This is a genomic window from Cedecea sp. (genome assembly GCF_036500665.1).
GTDB lineage: Bacteria > Pseudomonadota > Gammaproteobacteria > Enterobacterales > Enterobacteriaceae > Cedecea.
Genome location: NZ_DASYBS010000096.1, coordinates 152,970 through 175,657 on the forward strand (window position 1 = coordinate 152,970; position 22,688 = coordinate 175,657).

The following is a 22,688-nucleotide window of genomic DNA, read 5'->3' on the forward strand; positions in this document are numbered from 1 at the left end:
GCTATGGCCGCTCCTGCCCGATCACTTTTCGGCCTTCGCTAACTCTTTCACCAGCGGCAGCAGAATACGCACCGTGTCATGGCTGCGGCGCTTAATTCTGCCCGGCAGCGCTTTATCCAGATAGTCGAGGTTGTCGATAGTCGCGTTATGCCAGCTGGTGCCGTTTGGAAAAGCCTTGTTTTTACCACGCTGCTGGTAGCCGTCTTTCGCTCCCAGCGTCCAGTTGCTCGCCTCGACAGAAAGCACTGGAATACCTGCTTTATCGAAAGGCTCTGCATCGCCACAGCAGCCGGTGCCTTTCGGGAATTTCGCATTGAGTCCAGGATTGCTGGTGGCCTGAATCCCGGCGCGATGGGCAAGCGTGAGCGCGCGGTCGCGGGTCAGCTTGCGCACGGCCGCAGGTGTTGATACTCCGCTATTGAAATAAAGCTTATCGCCCACGATCAGGCTGTCCAGATTGATCACCAGCAGCGTGTTGGCCTGCTCCTCTTTGCTCATGCGCTCCAGAATGTTTTTCGCGCCCAGGGAGCCAATTTCTTCTCCGCTGGTAGCAATAAAGCGGATGCCGTAGCGGGTAGGAATATCTTTCAGGCGTTCGGCCAGCTCCAGCATAACGCCAAGCCCGGAAGCATTATCGTCAACGCCCTGCAGCGTCAGGCCGCCGAGGTTATTGTCCACGTCTTTATCGTTGAGCGGCGTATAGGTGTCCAGATGCGCCATGATAATGATTTGCTGCGGCAGCTTACCTTCGCGTGCGGCAATCACGCTGCTGGTGGTGACGTTATGCCAGGTCTGGTGGCCGGCTTTCGTGGTGTAAAGGTAGCGGGTCTTAAACTGGCGAATATCGCTTTGGTAACCCCAGCTTTGAAACTGCTGCTGAATATAATCTGCGGCCAACATTTCGGCCGGACTGCCGGTCATTCGGCCAGGAAAATAGGTGGCGATGTGGCGGGTTTGCTGGTCGGCAATGTCGCCTTGCTGCGCGGTCTTCGCTACGGCGGGAAAACTAAAGCACGCGCCCAGCGCCAGGCAAATCACCGAGCGGCGCAATGCGGAAAACATAGTACGTCCTTATTCATCTTTATTAGTCGGAAGTTTTAAGCGCCATTAGTATGAAACTGTGAGCCAGGTTAAACAATTTCATTTGCTCTTAAACCCGCGAAAAAACGGCTGGTTAAGCACATTTTGTTGTTAGCTTTGCCGTGGCGTTATTCTTTTCGGGAACTAGTCATTCCAATTCGTAATTTCATAACAAATAAGTCCAAGACTTATAGTCCCCTTAGATTAAATCTCAAGCGGCTGCGATGAACGGCCGCGGCGCATCTGCTTAAGGGAAGGTTATGGACCAGAAAAGACTCACTCACTTGCGGCAACTGGAGGCTGAAAGCATCCATATTATCCGCGAGGTCGCTGCCGAATTTTCTAATCCGGTGATGATGTATTCCATTGGGAAAGACTCTTCGGTCATGCTGCATTTGGCCCGTAAAGCTTTCTACCCAGGTACGCTGCCGTTCCCGCTATTGCACGTTGACACCGGCTGGAAATTCCGCGAAATGTACGAGTTCCGTGACCGCACGGCGAAAGCCTACGGCTGCGATCTTATCGTGCATCGCAATCCTGAAGGCGTGGCGATGGGCATTAACCCGTTCGTCCACGGCAGCGCTAAACATACCGACATTATGAAAACCGAAGGCCTCAAGCAGGCGCTGAATAAATACGGTTTTGACGCGGCCTTTGGCGGCGCACGTCGTGACGAAGAGAAGTCGCGCGCGAAAGAGCGTATTTACTCCTTCCGCGATCGCTTCCACCGCTGGGACCCAAAAAACCAGCGCCCTGAGCTGTGGCACAATTACAACGGCCAGATCAACAAAGGCGAAAGCATTCGCGTGTTCCCGCTCTCTAACTGGACCGAGCTGGATATCTGGCAGTACATCTACCTGGAAAATATCGACATCGTTCCGCTGTATCTTGCGGCGCCGCGCCCGGTGCTGGAACGTGACGGTATGCTGATGATGATTGACGACGATCGCATCGATCTGCAGCCGGGTGAAGTGATTGAACAACGTATGGTGCGCTTCCGTACCCTGGGCTGCTGGCCGCTGACCGGCGCGGTGGAATCTACCGCGCAGACGCTGCCGGAGATCATCGAAGAGATGCTGATCTCCACTACCAGTGAACGCCAGGGACGCATGATTGACCGCGACCAGGCCGGCTCCATGGAGCTGAAAAAACGCCAGGGTTATTTCTAAGGAGCCGCCAGATGAACACCACTATTGCACAACAAATCGCTGACGAAGGCGGAGTCGAAGCCTACCTCCACGCTCAGCAGCACAAAAGCCTGCTGCGCTTTTTGACCTGCGGCAGCGTCGATGACGGCAAAAGTACCCTGATTGGCCGCCTGCTGCACGACACGCGCCAGATTTATGAAGATCAGCTCTCGTCGCTGCATACCGACAGTAAGCGTCACGGTACCCAGGGCGAGAAACTTGATTTAGCCTTGTTGGTGGATGGCCTGCAGGCCGAGCGCGAACAGGGCATTACCATCGACGTGGCCTATCGCTATTTCTCCACCGAGAAGCGCAAATTTATCATCGCCGACACGCCGGGGCACGAACAGTACACCCGCAATATGGCGACCGGGGCATCAACCTGTGACCTGGCAATCCTGCTGATCGACGCCCGTAAAGGCGTGTTGGATCAAACTCGTCGTCACAGTTTTATCTCCACGCTGCTGGGGATCAAACATCTGGTGGTGGCGATCAACAAGATGGATCTGGTGGCGTTCAGCGAGCAGACCTTCGAGCAGATCAAACAGGATTACCTGACCTTCGCCCAGCAGCTGCCGGCGGACCTGGATATTCGCTTCGTGCCGCTTTCCGCGCTGGAAGGGGATAACGTGGCAAGCTCCAGCAGCCAGATGCCGTGGTACAGCGGCCCGACGCTGCTCGAGGTGCTGGAAACGGTAGAAATTACTCGCAGCGTGGAGCTGCAGCCAATGCGCTTCCCGGTGCAGTACGTTAACCGTCCCAATCTGGACTTCCGTGGCTACGCGGGGACGCTGGCTTCGGGTACCGTTAGCGTGGGCCAGCGCGTCAAAGTGCTGCCGTCCGGCGTGGAGTCGAACATCGCCCGAATCGTGACTTTTGATGGAGATTTGCAACAAGCCGGCGCGGGTGAAGCGATAACCCTGGTGCTGAAAGATGAAATCGATATCAGCCGGGGCGATCTGCTGGTCGAGTCCGGTGAATCACTGGCCGCGGTACAGAGCGCTAAAGTGGATGTGGTATGGATGGCGGAGCAGCCGCTGGTGCCGGGGCAGAGCTTTGATATCAAGATCGCCGGGAAGAAAACCCGCGCGCGCGTCGACAATATTCAGTACCAGGTTGAGATTAACTCGCTGACTCAGCGCGTGGTGGAAAGCCTGCCGCTGAACGGCATTGGGCTGGTGGATTTGACCTTCGATGAGCCGCTGGTGCTCGACAAATATCAGACCAATCCGGTGACCGGCGGGCTGATTTTCATCGATCGCCTGAGCAACGTGACCGTGGGGGCAGGCATGGTACGTGAGCCGCAGGAAGAGGTTTATCAGGAACCTTCGGCATACGGTGCGTTTGAGCTTGAGCTTAACGCTTTGGTGCGCCGCCACTTCCCACACTGGGGCGCGCGTGACCTGCTGGGAGGCAAGTAATGGCCGACCATGATGAAAACGTGGTCTGGCATGCTCACCCCGTTACGCGTGAGCAGCGTGAAGCTTTGCACAAGCACCGCGGGGCGGTGCTGTGGTTTACCGGCTTGTCCGGCTCCGGGAAGTCAACCGTGGCCGGCGCGCTTGAACAGGAACTGCATAAACTTGGTGTAAGCACCTACTTGCTCGACGGCGACAACGTCCGCCACGGGTTATGCAGCGACCTGGGCTTTAGCGATGCAGACCGTAAAGAGAACATCCGGCGGGTAGGTGAAGTTGCCGGCCTGATGGTGGACGCGGGCCTTGTCGTGCTCAGCGCGTTTATCTCGCCGCATCGTGCCGAAAGGCAAATGGTACGCGAACGAGCCGGAGAAGGGCGCTTCTACGAAGTGTTTGTGGACACGCCGTTGGCGATTTGCGAAACACGCGATCCTAAAGGGCTGTACAAGAAGGCTCGGGCAGGGGAACTAAAGAATTTTACCGGCATTGATTCGGCGTATGAGGCGCCGCTGCAGGCGGAAATACACTTAGACGGCGAACAATTAGTAACAAATTTAGTGGCCCAAATATTAGACCTGCTGCGCTGCGACGATATCATCAATTGCTGAAGACGCCCGGAAGCACAACGCTTCCGGCCATCAGGGTTATGAAATCAGTTATGCGCAACAGCACGAATATCGTTATTTCTCAGGCTGAACCCAGCCCGACGGTCGAGGAAACAACCTGGTCATTGCCCGGGGCGTTTATCGGCTTTTTGTCGTGGCTGCTGGCGCTAGGCATTCCCTTTCTGGTGTACGGCCCCAACACGCTCTTTTTCTTCCTTTACACGTGGCCATTCTTCCTGGCGCTGATGCCGGTCGCGGTGGTGGTGGGGATAGCGTTGCACTCCATTTTGCGTGGCAGGCTGCTGTTTAGCTGCTTTGCTACGCTGCTCTCCGTCGCGCTGATGTTCGGCGTGCTCTTTATGTGGCTAATGGGTTAGCCGTGCCGAACTGCGTCAAACCGTAACAGACTATTTTTGGGCAACGTTAAGCTAAACTTGCTGCAATCGCGCATGAGTTCGCGTTATGTGGTAAATTCTGGCGCGATTTGGCGGGCAGGATTATTTGCTACAGTGGAGTCGACGAAAAAGTTGTGGGATGATTGTGCCGTTTTTCAGGGGGCAGGATGGGTAAACTAACGCTGCTGTTGCTGGCCTTGCTGGTTTGGCTTCAGTATTCGCTGTGGTTCGGAAAAAACGGCGTACACGATTACACGCGCGTCAGCGAAGATGTCGCTGCGCAGCAGGCAACTAATGCCAAATTAAAATCTCGCAACGATCAGCTTTTTGCCGAAATTGACGATCTCAACGGTGGCCAGGAAGCGATTGAAGAGCGCGCACGCAATGAACTCAGCATGACTAAGCCAGGAGAGACATTCTACCGCCTGGTGCCGGATGCCTCTAAACGTGCAGCCAACGGTAATACCTCCAACGCCGGGCAAAATAATCGATAACTCAGCATAAGTGAAAGGCATGGCAGACTCCTCCCCGGACGTAATTGCCGTGGTACCGGCCGCCGGTATCGGCAGCCGTATGCAAACGGAATGTCCTAAGCAGTACCTACACATCGGCGACAAAACGATTCTTGAACATGCGGTAGCCTGCCTGATGGCGCATCCGCGTGTGGGCCAGACGATCGTCGCCCTCAGCCCCAACGACACCTACTTTTCTTCTCTGCCGCTGGCCGCTAATCCTCGCGTCACCGTAGTCACCGGCGGGAAACAGCGCGCGGATTCGGTTCTTGCTGGCCTGCAGGCCGCAGGTGATGCGAAATGGGTGCTGGTCCACGATGCCGCGCGCCCCTGTCTGCATCCGGACGATCTGGGCAATCTACTGGCGATTACCGCCACCAGCAAAGTCGGCGCTATTCTGGCGGCGCCGGTCCGAGATACCATGAAGCGGGGTGAGCCCGGCAACGCGTTGATAGCCCATACTGTCGATCGTGAAGATCTCTGGCATGCCCTTACGCCGCAGCTGTTCCCGCTTGAACTTTTGCGCAGCTGTCTGCTGCGCGCGCTGGATGAAGGCGCAACCATCACCGATGAAGCTTCGGCCCTGGAATATTGTGGCTTTCATCCAGAACTGATTAGTGCTCGTGCTGATAATATCAAGGTAACTCGCCCTGAAGATCTGGCACTGGCGGCTTTCTATCTTACGCGGTTAACCCAAACGGAGAATTTATAATGCGTATCGGACATGGTTTTGATGTTCATGCTTTTGGCGGCGTTGGCCCGATTATTATTGGCGGCGTTCGTGTCCCGTACGAAAAAGGACTGCTGGCCCATTCCGACGGTGACGTTGCCCTGCATGCCCTGACCGATGCGCTGCTCGGTGCCGCTGCGCTTGGAGATATCGGCAAGCTGTTTCCGGACACCGATCCTGCCTTCAAAGGTGCGGACAGCCGCGAACTGCTGCGCGAAGCGTGGCGTCGCATTCAGGCTAAAGGTTTTACGCTTGGGAACGTGGACGTGACGATTATTGCTCAGGCACCGAAAATGGCTCCGCACATCCCGCAGATGCGCGTGTTTATTGCTGAAGATCTCGGCTGCCATATGGATGACGTGAACGTCAAAGCAACCACCACCGAAAAGCTTGGCTTTACCGGCCGTGGGGAAGGTATAGCCTGCGAAGCGGTCGCGCTTTTGCATAAGGCCAGTAAGTAATGGATATGCAAAATCTGACGTGGCTGCACGGTAAACCGCAGGGTTCCGGGGTCATCAAGGCCAGTCCGGAAGACTTTGTGGTCATAGAGGATTTGGGTTTTGGCCCCGACGGTGACGGTGAGCACCTGCTGCTGCGGATCCTGAAAAGCGGCTGCAATACGCGTTTTGTCGCCGATGCGCTGGCTAAGTTCCTTAAGGTTCATGCCCGTGAAGTCAGCTTTGCAGGGCAGAAAGATAAACATGCCGTGACCGAGCAGTGGTTCTGCGTCCGCCTGCCGGGTAAAGAAATGCCGGATATGAACGCCTTTATCCTTGAAGGGTGTCAGGTGCTGGAGTTTGCTCGCCATCGGCGCAAGCTGCGCCTGGGCGCGCTTAAAGGGAACCGCTTTACCCTCGTGCTGCGTGAAGTCAGCGATCGTAACGAAATGGAGCAGCGCCTGCAGGCCATCTCTCTGCGGGGCGTGCCTAACTATTTCGGCAGCCAGCGTTTTGGCATCGGCGGTAACAACCTGCATCAGGCGAAGCGCTGGGCGGAAAGCAATTCACCGCTGCGCGACAGAAATAAACGCAGTTTTTGGTTGTCGGCAGCACGCAGCGCGTTGTTTAATCAGATTGTTAGCCAGCGCCTGAAAAAAACAGACTTTAATCAAGTTGTTGATGGCGATGCGCTACAATTGGCAGGACGTGGCAGCTGGTTTGTAGCAACCCCGGAAGAACTCCCGACCCTGCAACAGCGAGTGGATGACGGCGACCTGCTGATTACCGCTGCGCTGCCGGGTGACGGCGAGTGGGGAACGCAAAACGTTGCGCTGGCTTTTGAGCAGCAGTGCGTGGCAGACGAAGATGTCCTGCAGGGGCTGCTGAAGCGTGAACGCGTGGAAGCCGCGCGTCGCGCGATGTTAGTGCAACCGAAGGCATTAAGCTGGAACTGGTGGGATGACGTGACCGTTGAGCTGAACTTCTGGCTACCGGCGGGTAGCTTCGCTACCAGCGTTGTCAGGGAACTCATGAACACAGCGGGTGATTATGCGAATATTGCTGAGTAACGATGACGGCGTCCATGCGCCTGGCATTCAGACGCTGGCAAAAGCGCTGCGCGAATTTGCCGAGGTTCAGGTTGTTGCGCCGGACAGAAACCGCAGCGGCGCATCAAACTCGCTGACGCTCGAGTCATCGCTTAGAACTTTTACCCTCGCCAACGGGGATATCTCTGTTCAAATGGGAACGCCAACGGACTGTGTCTATCTCGGCGTCAATGCGCTGATGTACCCGCGCCCGGATATTGTGGTGTCGGGCATCAACGCCGGGCCAAACCTCGGCGACGACGTTATCTACTCCGGCACTGTTGCGGCGGCGACGGAAGGGCGTCATTTAGGGCTCCCGGCGCTGGCCGTCTCGCTGGATGGCCATCAGCATTATGAGACCGCAGCGGCGGTCACCTGCTCTATTCTCCTGGCGCTGGCTCGGGAGCCACTGCGCACCGGGCGCATTCTAAATATCAACGTTCCAGATTTACCGCTGGACCAAATCAAAGGCATTCGCGTCACGCGCTGCGGCAGCCGTCATCCGGCAGACCAGGTGATTCGCCAGGAAGATCCACGTGGCAACACGGTGTACTGGATTGGCCCGCCGGGGGAAAAACTGGATGTTGCGCCAGATACCGACTTTGCCGCCGTGGACGAAGGCTATGTGTCGGTGACGCCGCTGCACGTCGATTTAACTGCGCACAGCGCCCACGAAGTCGTTGGCCACTGGCTGGAAAAAGCCGGAGTTGAGGCGCAATGGTAAGCAGACGCGTACAAACTCTTCTCGATCAATTATGTGCCCAGGGCATCAAGGACGAACGGGTCCTTGAGGCTATTGCGCAGGTGCCGCGTGAGAAATTTGTCGACGAAGCGTTTGAACACAAAGCCTGGGAAAATACCGCGTTACCTATTGGCTCTGGCCAGACTATCTCGCAGCCCTATATGGTGGCGAGGATGACGGAACTGCTGGAGCTCGCGCCGCATTCAAAAGTGCTGGAGATTGGCACTGGCTCTGGCTATCAGACCGCGATTCTGGCGCATCTGGTGGGGCACGTTTGCTCCGTTGAGCGCATCAAGGGTCTCCAATGGCACGCAAGACGCCGCCTGAAGCAGCTCGACTTGCATAATATTTCAACCCGTCACGGCGATGGCTGGCAGGGCTGGCAGGCGAAAGCCCCGTTTGACGCTATCATTGTGACGGCAGCACCGCCGGAAATTCCTTCGGCCCTGCTGTCACAGCTGGACGACGGCGGCATTCTGGTTTTACCCGTGGGCGACGACCAGCAGTTTTTGAAACGCGTGCGTCGCCACGGAGACGAATTTTCAATCGACACTGTAGAAGCTGTTCGCTTTGTACCCTTAGTGCCAGGTGAACTGGCATAACCTGGAAATTTCCGGTTTTTTTGGCTGGAATTCGGCGTAACGTAGCCGGACTCAGCAAAAGCAGGCGCGGTTTAGCGTTGCTTTCTATAGTGTTTTCATGAATATCTGGTTGTTATCATTTTGGGGGATAAATGAGCGCGGGAAGCCCAACTTTCACTTTACGCCGGGCGGCGATGCTGACGCTAACCAGCCTTTGGCTGGCAGGCTGCACAAGCAATAATAATACCCAGGCACCGATCAGTTCCGTGGGCGGTAACGGCAATACTTCCGGCTCTTCGACCGGTAGCCTGCTGGTGACTAAGCCACCGACAATGTCCACCCCGATTCAGCAACCGCAGATACAGCCGGTTCAACAGCCGCAGATACAGCCGGTTCAACAGCCGCAAATTCAGCCGGTTCGCCAGCCTCAAACACAGCCCGCTGTTTCCGAGCCAGTACACACGGAAAATGGCCGCATTGTGTACAACCGCCAGTATGGGAACATTCCGAAAGGGAGCTATGCGGGTGGCAGTACTTATACCGTCAAACGTGGCGACACGCTGTTCTATATTGCGTGGATCACCGGGAACGACTTCCGTGACCTGGCGCAGCGCAACAACGTAGCGGCTCCGTATGGTCTTGAGGTCGGACAAACCCTGCAGGTGGGTAATGCATCCGGTACGCCGATTACGGGCGGAAATGCAGTTACCGCGGCTGATGCCCGTGCGCAGGGCGTGACTACGCCAGCTGCACAAAACTCCACCACGGTGGTTGCTTCTAAACCAACAATTACGTATTCTGAGGATTCAGGTGAACAGAGTGCTACTAAAATGTTACCAGGCAATAAGCCAGCTGCGACTGTCGTCACAGCACCGGTAACGGCACCTGTGGTTAGCTCTACCGAACCGACCGTCAGCAGTACGTCTAACAGTTCGCCAATCTCGACCTGGCGCTGGCCGACCGACGGTAAGATCATCGAAAACTTTGCGGCCACCGAAGGGGGCAACAAAGGTATCGATATCGCCGGCAGTAAAGGACAGGCAATTATCGCGACCGCCGCAGGGCGCGTGGTGTATGCCGGTAACGCACTGCGCGGTTACGGTAATCTAATCATCATCAAACATAACGATGATTATCTGAGTGCCTACGCCCATAACGATACAATGCTGGTCCGGGAACAAGAAGAAGTTAAGGCGGGGCAGAAAATCGCTACCATGGGTAGCACCGGAACCAGTTCTACACGATTGCATTTTGAAATTCGTTACAAGGGGAAATCCGTAAACCCGCTGCGTTATTTGCCGCAGCGATAAACCGGCAAGATACTCAATTGAGTGTATTGCCCAGGGATCACGGGTAGGAGCCACCTTATGAGTCAGAATACGCTGAAAGTTAACGAGTTAAACGAAGACGCGGAATATGATGAGAACGGAGTTGAGGCTTTTGACGAAAAAGCCCTTGTAGAAGAGGAACCCAGTGATAACGACCTTGCAGAAGAAGAGCTGTTGTCACAGGGCGCCACACAGCGTGTACTTGATGCGACTCAGCTTTATCTTGGAGAGATCGGTTACTCTCCATTATTAACAGCCGAAGAAGAAGTTTATTTTGCACGCCGCGCCTTACGCGGTGATGTGGCCTCTCGCCGACGCATGATTGAAAGTAACCTGCGTCTGGTGGTGAAGATTGCCCGTCGCTACAGCAATCGTGGTCTGGCGCTGCTGGATCTGATTGAAGAGGGTAATCTGGGGCTTATCCGTGCGGTTGAAAAGTTTGATCCGGAGCGTGGATTCCGTTTCTCAACTTACGCCACATGGTGGATTCGTCAGACTATCGAACGGGCTATCATGAACCAAACCCGTACGATTCGCCTGCCGATTCACATTGTGAAAGAGCTGAACGTTTACCTGCGTACCGCTCGCGAACTCTCCCACAAGCTCGACCATGAGCCGAGTGCGGAAGAGATTGCCGAGCAGCTGGATAAACCGGTTGATGATGTTAGCCGGATGCTGCGTCTCAACGAACGCATTACCTCGGTAGACACCCCGCTGGGTGGTGACTCAGAGAAAGCGTTGCTGGATATTCTGGCGGATGAGAAAGACAACGGTCCGGAAGACACCACGCAAGACGATGACATGAAACAGAGCATCGTGAAGTGGTTGTTCGAACTGAACGCTAAGCAGCGTGAAGTGCTGGCCCGTCGTTTTGGTCTGTTGGGTTATGAAGCTGCGACACTGGAAGATGTGGGCCGCGAAATCGGTCTGACTCGTGAACGTGTTCGTCAGATTCAGGTTGAAGGCCTGCGCCGTCTGCGTGAGATTTTGCAGACTCAGGGGCTGAGCCTCGAAGCGCTGTTCCGCGAGTAATCGACTGTTCAAATAAAAAGCGGTGATGCAAATCACCGCTTTTTTTATGCCTGAAGTTTGTCGTTCTCCCCGAAAGGAGAACGGGTAAACCCTAAACCAGATTTTTCAGTCGGTAAATCCACTCCAGCGCCTGACGTGGAGAGAGCGAGTCCGGATCCAAATTCTCCAGCGCTTCAACGGCAGGAGAGGTCTCTTCCGTCGCAACCAACAGCGACATTTGCGTACCGTCTACCTGGCTTGCTGCCGCATTGCCTGAAAGGCTCTCAAGCTCACGCAGTTTCTGGCGGGCGCGCTTGATGACGTCTTTTGGCACACCGGCCAGGGCGGCAACGGCAAGGCCATAGCTCTTGCTGGCTGCCCCGTCCTGTACGCTGTGCATAAAGGCGATGGTGTCGCCATGCTCCACGGCATCCAGATGGACGTTGGCGACGCCTTCCATTTTTTCCGGCAGCGTAGTCAGCTCGAAGTAATGGGTAGCGAACAACGTTAGCGACTTGATCCGGTTTGCCAGACTTTCAGCGCAGGCCCATGCCAGCGACAGGCCGTCATAGGTTGATGTGCCGCGGCCAATCTCATCCATCAGCACCAGGCTGTGTTCCGTCGCGTTATGCAGAATGTTGGCGGTTTCGGTCATCTCCACCATGAAGGTTGAGCGGCCGGAAGCCAGGTCGTCCGCGGCACCCACGCGAGTGAAAATACGGTCAACCGGGCCAATCTCGGCCTGCTGCGCGGGAACAAAGCTGCCGATATAGGCCAACAGCGCGATTAACGCGGTCTGGCGCATATAGGTACTTTTACCGCCCATGTTCGGGCCGGTAATAATCAGCATTCTGCGTTGCGGCGAAAGGTTTAACGGGTTAGCGATAAACGGTTCGCTGAGCACCTGTTCCACCACCGGATGACGGCCACCCACTAGCCTGATCCCCGGCTTGTCGGTCAGCGTCGGGCAGATGTAGTTCAGGGTGTATGCGCGCTCGGCCAGGTTTACCAGCACGTCCAGTTCTGCCAGCGCGGTTGCGCTCTTTTGCAGGGCTTCGAGGTGCGGCAGCAGTAAATCAAACAGCTGGTCGTACAGCTGTTTCTCCAGCGCCAGCGCCTTGCCTTTAGAAGTCAGAACTTTGTCTTCATATTCTTTCAGCTCGGGGATGATATAGCGCTCGGCGTTTTTCAGCGTCTGGCGGCGAACGTAGTTGATCGGCACCAGATGGCTCTGGCCGCGGCTGACCTGAATATAATAGCCATGGACGGCGTTAAAGCCGACTTTCAACGTGTCGAGACCCAGGCGTTCGCGCTCTCGAATCTCCAGACGATCCAGGTAGTCGGTTGCGCCGTCAGCCAGAGCTCGCCATTCGTCCAGCTCTTCGTTATAGCCGGGAGCAATAACACCGCCGTCGCGAACCAGCACCGGCGGTGATTCTATGACTGCATGTTCCAGTAACTCACGGAGCTCCACAAACTCGCCCATCTGCTCGCGCAGCGTTTGTACATAGTCGGTATCCACCTCCGACAGCATACCCCTGAGGGCAGGTAGCTGTTGGAAGGCATAACGCATGCGGGCCAGATCGCGTGGACGAGCGGTGCGCAGGGCGAGGCGTGCAAGAATACGCTCGAGGTCACCAACCTGGCGCAGCGTCGGCTGAATTTCTGCGGTACGTTCCTGCAGGGCGGCAATGGTTTGCTGGCGTTTGGTTAGCACATCAACGTTGCGTATTGGCATATGCAGCCAGCGTTTGAGCATGCGGCTGCCCATTGGCGTGACGGTGCAGTCCAGCACCGAGGCTAGCGTGTTCTCCACGCCACCGGACAGGTTTTGCGTGATCTCCAGATTACGCCGGGTGGCCGCATCCATAATGATGCTGTCCTGCTGCCTGTCCATTGTAAGGGAGCGGATATGGGGCAGAGAGGTGCGCTGGGTATCTTTGACGTACTGCAGCAGGCAACCGGCGGCACAAAGCGCATGATGGGCGTTTTCGACGCCGAATCCGGTAAGATCGCGGGTACCAAATTGCAAATTCAGCTGCTGGCGTGCGGTTTCAATCTCGAACTCCCAAAGCGGGCGACGGCGCAGGCCGCGGCGGCCATCAATCAGGCTCATTTCCGCAAAATCTTCCGCATACAGCAGCTCTGCCGGGTTGGTGCGCTGAAGCTCGGCCGCCATGGTTTCACTGTCTTCGGGCTCGGTCAGACGAAAGCGCCCTGAACTGATATCCAGCGTCGCATAGCCAAAACCTTTACTGTCCTGCCAGATGGCGGCCAGCAGGTTATCCTGACGTTCCTGCAGCAGCGCTTCATCGCTGATGGTGCCTGGCGTGACGATGCGAACGACTTTACGTTCAACCGGCCCTTTAGTGGTTGCCGGGTCGCCTACTTGTTCGCAGATAGCGACGGACTCGCCGAGGTTAACCAGCTTTGCGAGGTAGTTTTCCACCGCGTGGTGGGGGACTCCCGCCATCGGAATAGGCTCACCAGCAGAAGCGCCACGCTTTGTCAGAGAGATATCCAGCAGCTGAGAGGCACGCTTTGCATCGTCATAGAACAGCTCGTAAAAGTCACCCATGCGATAAAACAGCAGGATGTCACGATGCTCGGATTTGAGACGCAGATACTGCTGCATCATCGGCGTATGTGCGTCGAAGGTTTCGCTAGTACTCATGTGATGATGATGTCCATTCCGTTGAATTTTAATTGGTTAGTGAAGTTTCTGGTTCTCATTATCGCTCACTAATACGTAATAACCGCTAGCGGGAATGACTCCGCAGATGACCCATGATAACGGAGTATCAGAGACAGGAAAACAGCGGTTAAACGACATCGTTTAAAGCAATAACAACTCGCTGTGATTCTGATATGTTCTTTGCTGCGGCTGGCTGCAATACCGTAGTTTGGCGCAACTTTGCGCCTTTATTCTGTTTAAACAGTAAAATTTCAGGGTCTTTATGAAAAAGTGGGTACTGGCGGGCGTGCTGGTTGTTACCGGGTGTGTGTCTTTTCAACAGCTTGATGATGGCTTACGTGGCCTGGTCGGTCAGGATAAAACGGTCGCATTTAAAATCCTGGGCTATCCCGATAATCAGCAAACGTTCGACGATACAAAAGTTTATACGTGGGTAACGAACAGCACGGGGGCCGAGCCTAATGTCTCGCCTCAAACGACCTCTGGCACGGTAAACGGCAAACCGTTTGAGGCCACAACAACACAAACCACGTTTGTACCGGTCAACTACAGCTGCAAAATTCAGATCTCTACTGACAGTAAAGGCATCATCAAGGACTATAAATATACCAGCACGGATCCCAGCGTGATGGGCTGTATGAACTACATCAAGAGCCTCAACAACTATTACAAAAGATAACGCCTGCCAGAGCCGGCTACCCGCTTCAGTTGCCGGATGTTGCGTTTAGACACATCTTTTTTACCCCGCTTTCAGGAACTCAATTTTCAGTTACCCACTTACCAGAAAACATCCCAACATCGGAGATAACCATGTTTTCTGCAGTCGGTCAGTCAAATCGCGTTCAGCCCGCCTCCCTTAACGCCAGCGGAAGGATCCATCCTGATATTAAAATTAAGCCGCCGGTAAACGATCCCGTTCAGGCCCTGGCTAACCTGTTCCGTGATAACAAGCTTGCCTATCTGGGCGATGTGCATGGTCAGCTTGCGATCCCTGAATTTGTCGGCCATGCCATTCCCGAGTTGAAAAAGGCTGGTGTGGATCTGCTGGCGGTAGAGTTTGTGAAGTACAGCGATAACGCCTTGTTTCGCGAAGCGCTGGCTCATGGCAAAGAGGCGACAAAAAACTTCATCATGAATGCCTGGTCAAAACATGGCGAGGTCTGGGTGGACAAGATTGCCGGGGCACTTTATGAAGCGCACAAAGCCGGCATTTCCGTCGCCGGCATTGACCGCCATATTCCCGGTGCTGCGCCCAAAACGCCTATGGAAGCCATCAAATATATGAACAAGCGGCTGGCGCTCAATATTGCCTGGAACGCTGCGGCAGAAAAGGAAGAGCGTGCCATTGGCGCTCGTAAAACGCTGGTTTGGGGCGGCGGGGGGCATTTTCATCATAGCCGCGAGCAAGGGCCTAAAGATATGCGCCCCGGCCCCGTGGTTTCCTTCAGCGCGAGCGATAAAGCCCCGGGCTGCACGCTGAACGATAAGGACGACAACAGCCACCTGGTGATTAATTTCCCGAAATAAACTAACGGTCAATGGCGATTCCCCGCACCTTTTTGTCTCAGGACGCCACCTGGAAAACGCTGACGGTTTCTCGCAGAACGCGGGATTGCGTATCGAGAGAGGTTGCCGTCGAGGAAGTCACCTCGACCAGCGCGACGTTCTGCTGCAGGTTTTTATCCATCTGCGCAACGGCCTGAGCAACCTCATTAACGCCGGTCGCCTGTTCAGCAGAGTTATGCGCAATTTCGTTGACGATGCTGTTCACCTGGCTGACGGTGGTCAAAATCTTGCTCATGGTTTCCGCAGCCTGGTCTATCTCCTGCGCACCGCTGTTCACCCGCTGCACCGAGCCGGTAATCAGGCCTTTAATTTCTTTCGCGGCGCTGGAAGAGCGTTGGGCGAGGGCGCGAACCTCGGTAGCGACCACGGCAAAACCTCGGCCCTGTTCACCAGCCCTTGCCGCCTCAACGGCAGCGTTAAGCGCCAGAATATTGGTCTGGAAAGCTATCCCCTCGATCACCGATGTAATGTCGGCAATGCGCACGGACTCCTGAGTAATTTCCTCCATGGTGCTGACGATCCCCTGCACCATTTCACTCCCCTGGGCGACTTCGCTGGCGGCAGAGCTGGCAAGCTTACTGGCGTACTGCGCGCTTTCCGCATTGTTACGCACCGTGCTCGCCACCTGGTCCATCGCCGCTGAAGTTTGCTGCAGCGCCGCGGCCTGGTTCTCGGTCCTTGCAGAAAGTGAGCTGCTACCCCTGGCAATCTCCGCGCTGGCGCTCGCCACACCTTCTGCGTTCTGACGTACTTCCAGCACCAGCTGACGCAGCGCATTTTGCATATGGCTGAGCGAAGCCAGAATACTGCTGGAATCTTTTTTACGCAGCTCGGGCGTTTGCGTCAGATCTCCGGCGGCGATGGCGTTGGTCATGCGCAGCAAATCAACCGGCTCACCGCCGAGGGAAAGCGTAATTTTGCGCGTGGTTGACCAGGTGATGAGCAGGCCAAGCGCGACGGCAACCAGCGCCAGCGTGAGCATCAGAAGGTGAAATGTGCGCGCGATACCGCGTGCTGTATTAGCCAGCGCATCGTTAAGCTGCGTCTCCATGTCGATAAAACCGTTAATGGTGGCCAGCCAGTTAACAAATGAAGGGCGAGCCTGATTGAGGATGACCTGGCGTGCGCCTTCCACATCGCCTTTTTGCTGCAGAGCGATAATTTCATTCACCAGCGGCAGCGTTTGCTGTTCGGCTTCTTTTATCTTTGCGTATTGCGCACGCTCTTCTACGGTAACGTCGTTGCCCAGAGCAAAAATACCTTCCATCGGCTGGACGGAGGCCTGGTAATCCCGCTCCAGCTTGCGGATGTGCTCGATCACCCCTTGCAGCTCGCCTGCCGGAACCAGCGTCACGTCGCGAATGGCAATAGAGCGGTCATGCACGCTTCCCCGGAAATTAACGGCATAGCGCTGTTTAACGTTATTGACATCATTGATGGCGATCAGCGCATTATTTATTTTATTCACCTGCATAATTGCCACCAGCGTCAGGACAATCAGTGTGAATAAAATAATGATAAAGCTGCCGCTAATGCGCGAGCCTACGGAAAGGTTTTTAAACATAATAACTCTCTTTTAATTAATATTGAGCGTGATGTTAATGGTGTTGTTAGAGTATTTTCCCGCAGCGAATACAGGAGGGTAAGTTGTCATGCAGGCTATCAGGTTGGAAAGAAAATTAATCTGCAGGCAAAACGTTGTCAATAGGGCGGTTTTGTACCGATGGGTGCAGTGTTGACGAGGGTGAAATGCTTTATTCCATAAATAACAATGGCGTTTATTTTTGTTCTCCTTAAGCCAAATGATTTTGCTTTTCATTTGCGATTTCACTTTGTTTTTATGCTTTAAACTTGGTGTCCAGGGCTTGTAATAATTCCCCAAGCACGTTCGTTACGTCTGCTAACAAATGTTTATTATTTATTTAAGGTTTAAATTTTTAGCTATTAATGAAAAAGGCTGAACCAATATTTTAAAATCGACGCCCTCGGATTGTTTGAAAGTTAATTACAGCAATCTCCCTGTTTTTGATGGTGGAATACAGGCGGTAAAAAAACTTTAAGGCCTGGGAATAAATGTTCATTTCGTTCGTCCTATGTGCTCAAAAGCCAAATGCTGTTTCATCATTGTGAGCCGAACCTATGCGAGAACCCCGTCCCTCTTTCTGCGCGATGTTTAAAAATTTGCGCTACCCGCAGCAATTTTTACTGCGTGGCGCCGTGATAGTCGCCATTCCGTTAGCCCTTTGCCTGCTGTTTGCCTGGGCGTGGGGGGCTCTGACGCCGGGGCGTTTATCCCCCGATAAGCTGGTTAATGCGCTGGAAAAAACGGGAGGAGAGCACCCCGGCTATCGTCGCAATCATGCCAAAGGCGTCTGCGTGGTGGGATATTTTGACTCCAACGGCAGCGGCAGCGCCCTGTCAAAAGCAACGGTGTTTCTGCCTGGCAATACGCCGGTTATTGGGCGTCTGGCGATTGCCGGCGGTAACCCCAACGCGCCCGATGGTGCAGTTCCGGTGCGCAGTATGGCGTTGCAGTTTATTACCCGCGATGGCCAGGAGTGGCGCACGGGGATGAACGCGCTGCCGTTCTTTAGCGTTGCTACCCCTCAGGGCTTCTACGATCAGCAAATGGCGGGTATTCCCGATCCTAAAACGGGCAAACCCGATCCGGCCAAAATGAAAGCGTTTATCAGCGCTCACCCGGAGGCAAAGCCGTTTTTTGCCTGGGTAAAGAGCTATGTGCCAACGTCCAGCTGGGCCAGCGACAGCTACAACAGCCTGAATGCCTTCTTGTTTACCAACAAAGCAGGGGACGTTCACGGCGTGCGCTGGAGTATGCAGGCGCAAACGCCCGGCGTGCCGGTGACGGCGCAGGACAAAGCGAATCCTTTATTCCTTCAACAGGACATCAAGCAGCGCCTGCAGCAGGGGCCGCTAAAATGGGATTTAATTATCAGCGTGGCTGAAAAGGGCGACGCGACCAATGACGCGACGAAAGCCTGGCCCGATAGCCACCAAAAGCTTAACGCAGGCACGCTGGTGCTGACTTCTGCACAAGATCAGGCCGACGGCAATTGCCGGGACATCAACTACGATCCGCTGATACTGCCAGAGGGCATTTCGGGCTCGGACGATCCGCTGCTTAGCGCGCGCTCTGCGGCTTATTCGTCATCCTTCAATCGCCGCACGCATGAAGAAGCTCAGGTAAATAAAGGGGCCGGGTTATGAGTAAAGCAGCTTATTTTCACCCTTTGCTGCGCGTCGTTCACTGGGCGATGGCGCTGATGATCGTGGCGATGTTGTTTATCGGCGTGGGGATGGTGTCCACCGTGTCGGAACTGCATGCCTTTTTATACTCGTTGCATAAACCGCTCGGCGTCGCCATTCTGCTGCTGGTTATTCTGAGGGTATATCTTCGTCTGCGTTATAAAACGCCGTCGCTCCCGGCGCATCTGCCTGGTTTTCAGGTGGCGCTCGCGCATTTATCCCACTGGCTGCTGTATCTTCTGATGGTGGCTCAGCCGCTGGTGGGCTGGGCGATGCTCTCTGCGGCGGGCTATCCCGTGACGCTGGGGGCCGGCATCACGTTACCGGCGCTGGTGGCCAAAAATATTGAGCTTTATGCCATGCTTCGGCCGCTGCACACCTGGCTTGCGCTGCTGCTGTTCGTCACCGTGGTTCTGCATCTGACTGCCGCACTGTTCCATGCGCTGTTGTTGCGTGATGGCGTGTTCAGCAGCATGACGGGCTATAAAGGCCGTGGCTAACGTCGCGCAGCGGAGTAAATCATGTCAACACTGAGCGAACTGGAAATACGTGAAATGCTGCCGCATCTGCAGCGTTTTGCCTTGTGGCTCACGCGTAACCCTCACTCCGCGGAGGATTTGGTACAGTCCTGCCTGGAAAAAGCGTTTACGCAGGAAAGGGATCTGGCGGCTCGCGAGAGTTTGCGCAGCTGGCTGTTCTCGATCCTTTATCGGCAGTTTATTGATGGCGAGCGGCGTAAAAGGCGCTACCAGCGTATTTTGTCGCTGTTTACCGGCGATGAAAGCCTAGTTGCTGCTTCAGCCGAAGAGATGCTTATCAATGACGACATGCTGGCGATGTTCAGCCAGCTTCCCGTGGAGCAGCGCGCGCTGCTGCTGCTCATCAGCGTGGAAGGGCTGAGCTATAAAGAAGCGGCGGAGTCGCTGGATATTCCGTTAGGTACCGTGATGTCACGTTTATCACGGGCCAGAAAACAGCTGCAAAAGTGGGATGAGGGTGCATCGACCTCCCCGGCATTAAGGAGATTAAAATGAAATCGCGCATTCCTGAAGAACAGGATCTCCATGCCTGGGTTGACGGGCAGCTGGATGAAGAGCGCAAAAAGTGGGTTGAACACTATTTGCAGCAGCGTCCGGAACAGGCCGCACAGGTGAGGAAATGGCAGGCCGATGCCCAGCGCCTGCGCCTCTCTCTCGATGAGTTTGTGCCTCAGGTTTCTTCCGTTAACGCGGAGATGAAGATGGTTCGCCAGCGGATCCGCCGCAGCCGCCAGTGGCGTTTAGCCGTTGCCTTTAGCCTGCTGTTTTCTGTTGGTATTGGCGGCGTGGCCGGATGGCAGCTGCATGCCAGCCAAACCCTACGGCAAATCCTGCCGATGGAAGATGCCGTGCAGGCCTATCGTCTGGTGAATAGCGGCAACGTTAAGGCGCTGGATGTTGTTGCCAGCGATCGCGATGCGGTAAACGACTGGATGAGTCGCTATTTCATTGACGGCGCGCACGCGCCTAACCTGGGGAATTACGGTTTTACGCTGGTAGGCGGCCGCTTGATGGTTACCGAGCAGGGGCTGGCTGCGCTGGTGATTTACCAGGATGCGCAGGGTACGCGTGTCGCCTGGTATATCCGGCCTTCTGGCTCAATAACGTTGGGCAAAGGAGAGCGGCAGGCCGAGAACCTGAAGGCGCAATACTGGAGCGATCGTCGCTATAACTATGCGATGGTAAGCCCGGCTAACGACAGCCAGACGGCAGGGCTGCAAAAAGCGGTTGCGGCGTATGCCGGAGATGCCAGCGCCATCTGACATAAATGCTGCTTCATTAGCCAATGCCAGAAAAAATATATCATTTTTTCCCGAACCACTTATCCTGAATGAAGTGAAGCAGTACCCGGATTCCCTGAGGCTGCTTCCGTCATTCCTCAAGGATAAAACATGGTATCTACACATATTGGGTTCCCGACCGAAACGGTAGCGGTATTTCTTGCGCTCTCGGTGGGTGCCATTTTCATCGACCTCTTTATGCACCGCAAAGACGAGCCTGTCTCGCTGAGAAGTGCCGCATTGTGGTCGGTATTCTGGGTCGCAGTGGCAATGCTGTTTGCCGGTTTTCTTTACGTACATCATGGTGCGGAAGTCGCCAGCTTATTTGTTACCGGCTATGCGCTTGAGAAGGTGCTGTCGGTCGATAATCTGTTTGTGATGATGGCTATTTTTGCCTGGTTCGGCATTCCGGATCGCTACCGGCACCGCGTGTTGTACTGGGGCGTTATCGGGGCGATTGTTTTTAGGGGCATTTTTGTTGCCATCGGCACCGGGCTGCTGTCTCTTGGGCCCTATGTTGAAATCGTTTTTGCGCTGATTGTTGCCTGGACGGCGGTGATGATGCTGAAGGGCGACGGCGGGGAAGAAGAGGTTGAGGACTATTCTCAACATCTGGCCTACCGGCTGGTTAAGCGCTTTTTCCCTATCTGGCCCAAGCTTGCCGGGCGTAAATTCTTGCTGAACCAGGCCGAAGTCGACCGGGAGCTCGAGAAGCCAGAAAACCAGGCCATTACCGTCGGGCGAGTCAAAAAAGCCGCGCTTTATGCTACGCCGCTGATGCTGTGCGTGGCGGTGGTTGAGCTTTCTGACGTGATGTTTGCTTTTGACTCCGTGCCGGCCATTATTGCCGTCAGCCGCGAACCGCTGATTGTCTACAGCGCGATGATGTTTGCGATACTTGGCCTGCGTACGCTCTATTTCGTGCTGGAAGCGTTAAAGCAGTACCTGGTTCACCTGGAAAAAGCCGTGGTGGTGCTGCTGTTCTTTATCGCGGTGAAGCTTGGCCTCAACGCCAGCGATCACATCTGGCATCACGGTTACAGTATTTCCGCTACCGCGAGCCTGTACGTTGTGCTGGGCGTGCTGGCCGTGGGCATCATTCTCAGCGTGATGTTCCCGGCAAAAGCCGAATCGAGCGACAGCAAGAACTAAGCGGGTCGAAGGACGCCTTCAGGCGAGGGCGTTAGGTTGCTGACAAAGAGGGAAAAAACGTGGTTTTTCCCTCTTTGTGGCTATCAGCCGAAAATCAATAAATTGATTTTCCTGTTTTTTGACGAGCCGTCTGGTATTTCTTCTTTCGTCAGAGGTATGTCAGCAGTCTGACTCCTTCGGGTGATGGCGTCCTGATGACGTGACTCAGAGATGTTTGTCGAGGCGCAACCTTTCGATTGGCGAACTGCGGCGGGACCGGGTGCGGTGGAAATGTCTCCAGTGGTAATCTCTGGCTGCGGTGAGCAGCTCATAGTCGCCACGCGAATCTCCCCATGCCCGCAGATGAAGCTGATTTAGCGGGCCATATACCTGCTCCAGGCGCTGAATTTTCTGATCGCAGCGGCAGTTATGGCCGTTAATGCGGCCGGTCAACATGCCATCGACAACCTCAAGCTGAGTGCCGATAAGCTTAACGCCAAGGCGTTCGGCGAACGGTTGCAGCACAATCGCCGGGGAGGCTGAACACAGCGTAACTTCGGCACCAGAACGTAGCTCAGCGGCGACCGCCATGAGCCCGCGCGGGCGCATCATTTTTTCGAAATTTTTCGCGCAATAAACTTCGGCCTTCTCTTTAACCCACTGCGCGTTGACGCCGGTTAAAAAGGTGGAAATCAGCACTTCTTTTAACTCATCACGGGTCAGCTTACGGCGCAGGCATTTGAGCGTGGGCAATACCATACGCATCATCTTGCGCGCAAAGGTTCTGCGCCCAAAAGCAAAGCGCAGGAACGGGACAAAGCTGTCGCGATGGGTCAGAGTACCGTCAAAATCAAAGACCGACAGCACGCCCGGCGAAGGATCATTCATTACAACCATAGATTCCCACATTTCCCTTTTTATCTGTACGTCGCGAGGGGATCTTGCGAACAATAGGGAAATTATAAACTTTTAAATCCCACTACGGAAACCGCAGCGAAATGTGATAGGGTAGGGTAATGAACAGAAAACACACCGCCCTTATCGTTACCCGTTGGTGGCTGTCTCTTTAGAGGCGGCAGGAATTCGTTCACCCTTT

At 54.9% G+C, this 22,688-nt stretch carries 23 protein-coding genes; 19 read left to right on the top strand and 4 right to left on the bottom strand.

The features are described 5' to 3' along the window. Positions 1-21: 21 nt before the first annotated feature. Positions 22-1,062, bottom strand: coding sequence for an aminopeptidase (locus VGM55_RS15590; RefSeq protein ID WP_154188275.1), 1,041 nt, complete (start codon positions 1,060-1,062; stop codon positions 22-24). A 278-nt stretch (positions 1,063-1,340) separates the two neighbouring features. Here VGM55_RS15590 and cysD point away from each other — a divergent pair, with 278 nt between their 5' ends. The 12 genes from cysD to rpoS all read left to right on the top strand — a co-directional run bounded on the left by cysD (position 1,341) and on the right by rpoS (position 11,135). After that, on the top strand, positions 1,341-2,249 hold the full coding sequence (gene cysD, locus VGM55_RS15595) for a sulfate adenylyltransferase subunit CysD (protein ID WP_154188276.1): 909 nt from the start codon (positions 1,341-1,343) through the stop codon (positions 2,247-2,249). 11 nt (positions 2,250-2,260) lie between these two features. Next, positions 2,261-3,688 carry a sulfate adenylyltransferase subunit CysN gene (gene cysN, locus VGM55_RS15600; RefSeq protein WP_331635963.1) on the top strand — a complete coding sequence of 476 codons (1,428 nt, stop codon included), beginning with the start codon at positions 2,261-2,263 and terminating at the stop codon, positions 3,686-3,688. Beyond that, a complete protein-coding gene (cysC, locus tag VGM55_RS15605) occupies positions 3,688-4,293 on the top strand; it encodes an adenylyl-sulfate kinase (RefSeq protein ID WP_331635964.1) in 606 nt (201 codons plus the stop codon). The genes cysN and cysC overlap by 1 nt, the downstream gene beginning before the upstream one ends. 50 nt (positions 4,294-4,343) lie before the next feature. Further along, entirely contained in the window at positions 4,344-4,667 is a 324-nt protein-coding gene (locus tag VGM55_RS15610) for a DUF3561 family protein (protein ID WP_154188278.1), read from the top strand. A gap of 185 nt (positions 4,668-4,852) precedes the next feature. Further along, positions 4,853-5,179, top strand: coding sequence for a cell division protein FtsB (ftsB, locus tag VGM55_RS15615; protein ID WP_008458337.1), 327 nt, complete (start codon positions 4,853-4,855; stop codon positions 5,177-5,179). A gap of 19 nt (positions 5,180-5,198) precedes the next feature. Next, positions 5,199-5,909: a 2-C-methyl-D-erythritol 4-phosphate cytidylyltransferase gene (gene ispD / locus VGM55_RS15620; RefSeq protein ID WP_154188279.1), complete on the top strand. Its 711-nt coding sequence runs from the start codon at positions 5,199-5,201 to the stop codon at positions 5,907-5,909. Beyond that, on the top strand, positions 5,909-6,388 hold the full coding sequence (gene ispF, locus VGM55_RS15625) for a 2-C-methyl-D-erythritol 2,4-cyclodiphosphate synthase (RefSeq protein WP_154188280.1): 480 nt from the start codon (positions 5,909-5,911) through the stop codon (positions 6,386-6,388). Before ispD ends, ispF begins: the two co-directional genes overlap by 1 nt. Then, positions 6,388-7,434, top strand: coding sequence for a tRNA pseudouridine(13) synthase TruD (gene truD / locus VGM55_RS15630; protein ID WP_331635965.1), 1,047 nt, complete (start codon positions 6,388-6,390; stop codon positions 7,432-7,434). Before ispF ends, truD begins: the two co-directional genes overlap by 1 nt. Next, positions 7,415-8,176 (top strand): 5'/3'-nucleotidase SurE, encoded by a 762-nt coding sequence (surE, locus tag VGM55_RS15635; RefSeq protein ID WP_154188282.1) that lies wholly within the window; start codon positions 7,415-7,417, stop codon positions 8,174-8,176. Before truD ends, surE begins: the two co-directional genes overlap by 20 nt. After that, entirely contained in the window at positions 8,170-8,796 is a 627-nt protein-coding gene (locus VGM55_RS15640) for a protein-L-isoaspartate(D-aspartate) O-methyltransferase (protein WP_154188283.1), read from the top strand. The genes surE and VGM55_RS15640 overlap by 7 nt, the downstream gene beginning before the upstream one ends. Before the next feature lie 131 nt (positions 8,797-8,927). Beyond that, complete coding sequence (nlpD, locus tag VGM55_RS15645; RefSeq protein ID WP_331635966.1) at positions 8,928-10,085, top strand: murein hydrolase activator NlpD; 1,158 nt, start codon at positions 8,928-8,930, stop codon at positions 10,083-10,085. A gap of 57 nt (positions 10,086-10,142) precedes the next feature. Beyond that, on the top strand, positions 10,143-11,135 hold the full coding sequence (gene rpoS, locus VGM55_RS15650) for an RNA polymerase sigma factor RpoS (protein WP_154188285.1): 993 nt from the start codon (positions 10,143-10,145) through the stop codon (positions 11,133-11,135). A gap of 91 nt (positions 11,136-11,226) precedes the next feature. Here the strand turns inward: rpoS and mutS are convergent, their stop codons facing one another. Further along, entirely contained in the window at positions 11,227-13,788 is a 2,562-nt protein-coding gene (mutS, locus tag VGM55_RS15655) for a DNA mismatch repair protein MutS (protein ID WP_331635967.1), read from the bottom strand. 283 nt (positions 13,789-14,071) lie between these two features. Here mutS and VGM55_RS15660 point away from each other — a divergent pair, with 283 nt between their 5' ends. Both VGM55_RS15660 and VGM55_RS15665 read left to right on the top strand, forming a co-directional pair. Then, positions 14,072-14,488 (top strand): hypothetical protein, encoded by a 417-nt coding sequence (locus VGM55_RS15660; RefSeq protein ID WP_154188300.1) that lies wholly within the window; start codon positions 14,072-14,074, stop codon positions 14,486-14,488. A gap of 131 nt (positions 14,489-14,619) precedes the next feature. Next, complete coding sequence (locus tag VGM55_RS15665) at positions 14,620-15,336, top strand: Type III secretion system effector HopBA1 (protein WP_331635968.1); 717 nt, start codon at positions 14,620-14,622, stop codon at positions 15,334-15,336. 37 nt (positions 15,337-15,373) lie between these two features. Here the strand turns inward: VGM55_RS15665 and VGM55_RS15670 are convergent, their stop codons facing one another. Then, positions 15,374-16,939: a methyl-accepting chemotaxis protein gene (locus VGM55_RS15670; RefSeq protein ID WP_331635969.1), complete on the bottom strand. Its 1,566-nt coding sequence runs from the start codon at positions 16,937-16,939 to the stop codon at positions 15,374-15,376. A gap of 575 nt (positions 16,940-17,514) precedes the next feature. On the opposite strand from VGM55_RS15670, the gene VGM55_RS15675 reads away from it, so the two are divergent. The 5 genes from VGM55_RS15675 (at position 17,515) to VGM55_RS15695 (ending at position 21,613) form a co-directional block, all read left to right on the top strand. Beyond that, a complete protein-coding gene (locus tag VGM55_RS15675; protein ID WP_414648278.1) occupies positions 17,515-18,603 on the top strand; it encodes a catalase family peroxidase in 1,089 nt (362 codons plus the stop codon). Continuing rightward, positions 18,600-19,142, top strand: coding sequence for a cytochrome b (locus tag VGM55_RS15680; RefSeq protein ID WP_154188303.1), 543 nt, complete (start codon positions 18,600-18,602; stop codon positions 19,140-19,142). Before VGM55_RS15675 ends, VGM55_RS15680 begins: the two co-directional genes overlap by 4 nt. Positions 19,143-19,163: 21 nt before the next feature. After that, positions 19,164-19,676, top strand: a complete 513-nt coding sequence (locus VGM55_RS15685; RefSeq protein WP_154188304.1) for an RNA polymerase sigma factor — start codon at positions 19,164-19,166, stop codon at positions 19,674-19,676. Further along, positions 19,673-20,443, top strand: a complete 771-nt coding sequence (locus tag VGM55_RS15690) for an anti-sigma factor family protein (RefSeq protein WP_154188305.1) — start codon at positions 19,673-19,675, stop codon at positions 20,441-20,443. Before VGM55_RS15685 ends, VGM55_RS15690 begins: the two co-directional genes overlap by 4 nt. A 129-nt stretch (positions 20,444-20,572) precedes the next feature. After that, on the top strand, positions 20,573-21,613 hold the full coding sequence (locus VGM55_RS15695; RefSeq protein ID WP_154188306.1) for a TerC/Alx family metal homeostasis membrane protein: 1,041 nt from the start codon (positions 20,573-20,575) through the stop codon (positions 21,611-21,613). A 204-nt stretch (positions 21,614-21,817) separates the two neighbouring features. Here the strand turns inward: VGM55_RS15695 and VGM55_RS15700 are convergent, their stop codons facing one another. Continuing rightward, the gene (locus VGM55_RS15700) at positions 21,818-22,489 is read right to left on the bottom strand and encodes an HAD family hydrolase (RefSeq protein WP_154188307.1); all 672 of its coding nucleotides are present in this window, start codon (positions 22,487-22,489) and stop codon (positions 21,818-21,820) included. Between the last annotated feature and the right edge of the window lie 199 nt (positions 22,490-22,688).

What these genes read in the sequence shown, in the direction of transcription:
- VGM55_RS15590 (WP_154188275.1), bottom strand. Translation starts at nt 1,062, where the DNA reads ATGTTTTCCGCATTGCGCCGCTCGGTGATTTGCCTGGCGCTGGGCGCG.
- cysD (WP_154188276.1), top strand. Translation starts at nt 1,341, where the DNA reads ATGGACCAGAAAAGACTCACTCACTTGCGGCAACTGGAGGCTGAAAGC.
- cysN (WP_331635963.1), top strand. Translation starts at nt 2,261, where the DNA reads ATGAACACCACTATTGCACAACAAATCGCTGACGAAGGCGGAGTCGAA.
- cysC (WP_331635964.1), top strand. Translation starts at nt 3,688, where the DNA reads ATGGCCGACCATGATGAAAACGTGGTCTGGCATGCTCACCCCGTTACG.
- VGM55_RS15610 (WP_154188278.1), top strand. Translation starts at nt 4,344, where the DNA reads ATGCGCAACAGCACGAATATCGTTATTTCTCAGGCTGAACCCAGCCCG.
- ftsB (WP_008458337.1), top strand. Translation starts at nt 4,853, where the DNA reads ATGGGTAAACTAACGCTGCTGTTGCTGGCCTTGCTGGTTTGGCTTCAG.
- ispD (WP_154188279.1), top strand. Translation starts at nt 5,199, where the DNA reads ATGGCAGACTCCTCCCCGGACGTAATTGCCGTGGTACCGGCCGCCGGT.
- ispF (WP_154188280.1), top strand. Translation starts at nt 5,909, where the DNA reads ATGCGTATCGGACATGGTTTTGATGTTCATGCTTTTGGCGGCGTTGGC.
- truD (WP_331635965.1), top strand. Translation starts at nt 6,388, where the DNA reads ATGGATATGCAAAATCTGACGTGGCTGCACGGTAAACCGCAGGGTTCC.
- surE (WP_154188282.1), top strand. Translation starts at nt 7,415, where the DNA reads ATGCGAATATTGCTGAGTAACGATGACGGCGTCCATGCGCCTGGCATT.
- VGM55_RS15640 (WP_154188283.1), top strand. Translation starts at nt 8,170, where the DNA reads ATGGTAAGCAGACGCGTACAAACTCTTCTCGATCAATTATGTGCCCAG.
- nlpD (WP_331635966.1), top strand. Translation starts at nt 8,928, where the DNA reads ATGAGCGCGGGAAGCCCAACTTTCACTTTACGCCGGGCGGCGATGCTG.
- rpoS (WP_154188285.1), top strand. Translation starts at nt 10,143, where the DNA reads ATGAGTCAGAATACGCTGAAAGTTAACGAGTTAAACGAAGACGCGGAA.
- mutS (WP_331635967.1), bottom strand. Translation starts at nt 13,788, where the DNA reads ATGAGTACTAGCGAAACCTTCGACGCACATACGCCGATGATGCAGCAG.
- VGM55_RS15660 (WP_154188300.1), top strand. Translation starts at nt 14,072, where the DNA reads ATGAAAAAGTGGGTACTGGCGGGCGTGCTGGTTGTTACCGGGTGTGTG.
- VGM55_RS15665 (WP_331635968.1), top strand. Translation starts at nt 14,620, where the DNA reads ATGTTTTCTGCAGTCGGTCAGTCAAATCGCGTTCAGCCCGCCTCCCTT.
- VGM55_RS15670 (WP_331635969.1), bottom strand. Translation starts at nt 16,939, where the DNA reads ATGTTTAAAAACCTTTCCGTAGGCTCGCGCATTAGCGGCAGCTTTATC.
- VGM55_RS15675 (WP_414648278.1), top strand. Translation starts at nt 17,515, where the DNA reads ATGCGAGAACCCCGTCCCTCTTTCTGCGCGATGTTTAAAAATTTGCGC.
- VGM55_RS15680 (WP_154188303.1), top strand. Translation starts at nt 18,600, where the DNA reads ATGAGTAAAGCAGCTTATTTTCACCCTTTGCTGCGCGTCGTTCACTGG.
- VGM55_RS15685 (WP_154188304.1), top strand. Translation starts at nt 19,164, where the DNA reads ATGTCAACACTGAGCGAACTGGAAATACGTGAAATGCTGCCGCATCTG.
- VGM55_RS15690 (WP_154188305.1), top strand. Translation starts at nt 19,673, where the DNA reads ATGAAATCGCGCATTCCTGAAGAACAGGATCTCCATGCCTGGGTTGAC.
- VGM55_RS15695 (WP_154188306.1), top strand. Translation starts at nt 20,573, where the DNA reads ATGGTATCTACACATATTGGGTTCCCGACCGAAACGGTAGCGGTATTT.
- VGM55_RS15700 (WP_154188307.1), bottom strand. Translation starts at nt 22,489, where the DNA reads ATGGTTGTAATGAATGATCCTTCGCCGGGCGTGCTGTCGGTCTTTGAT.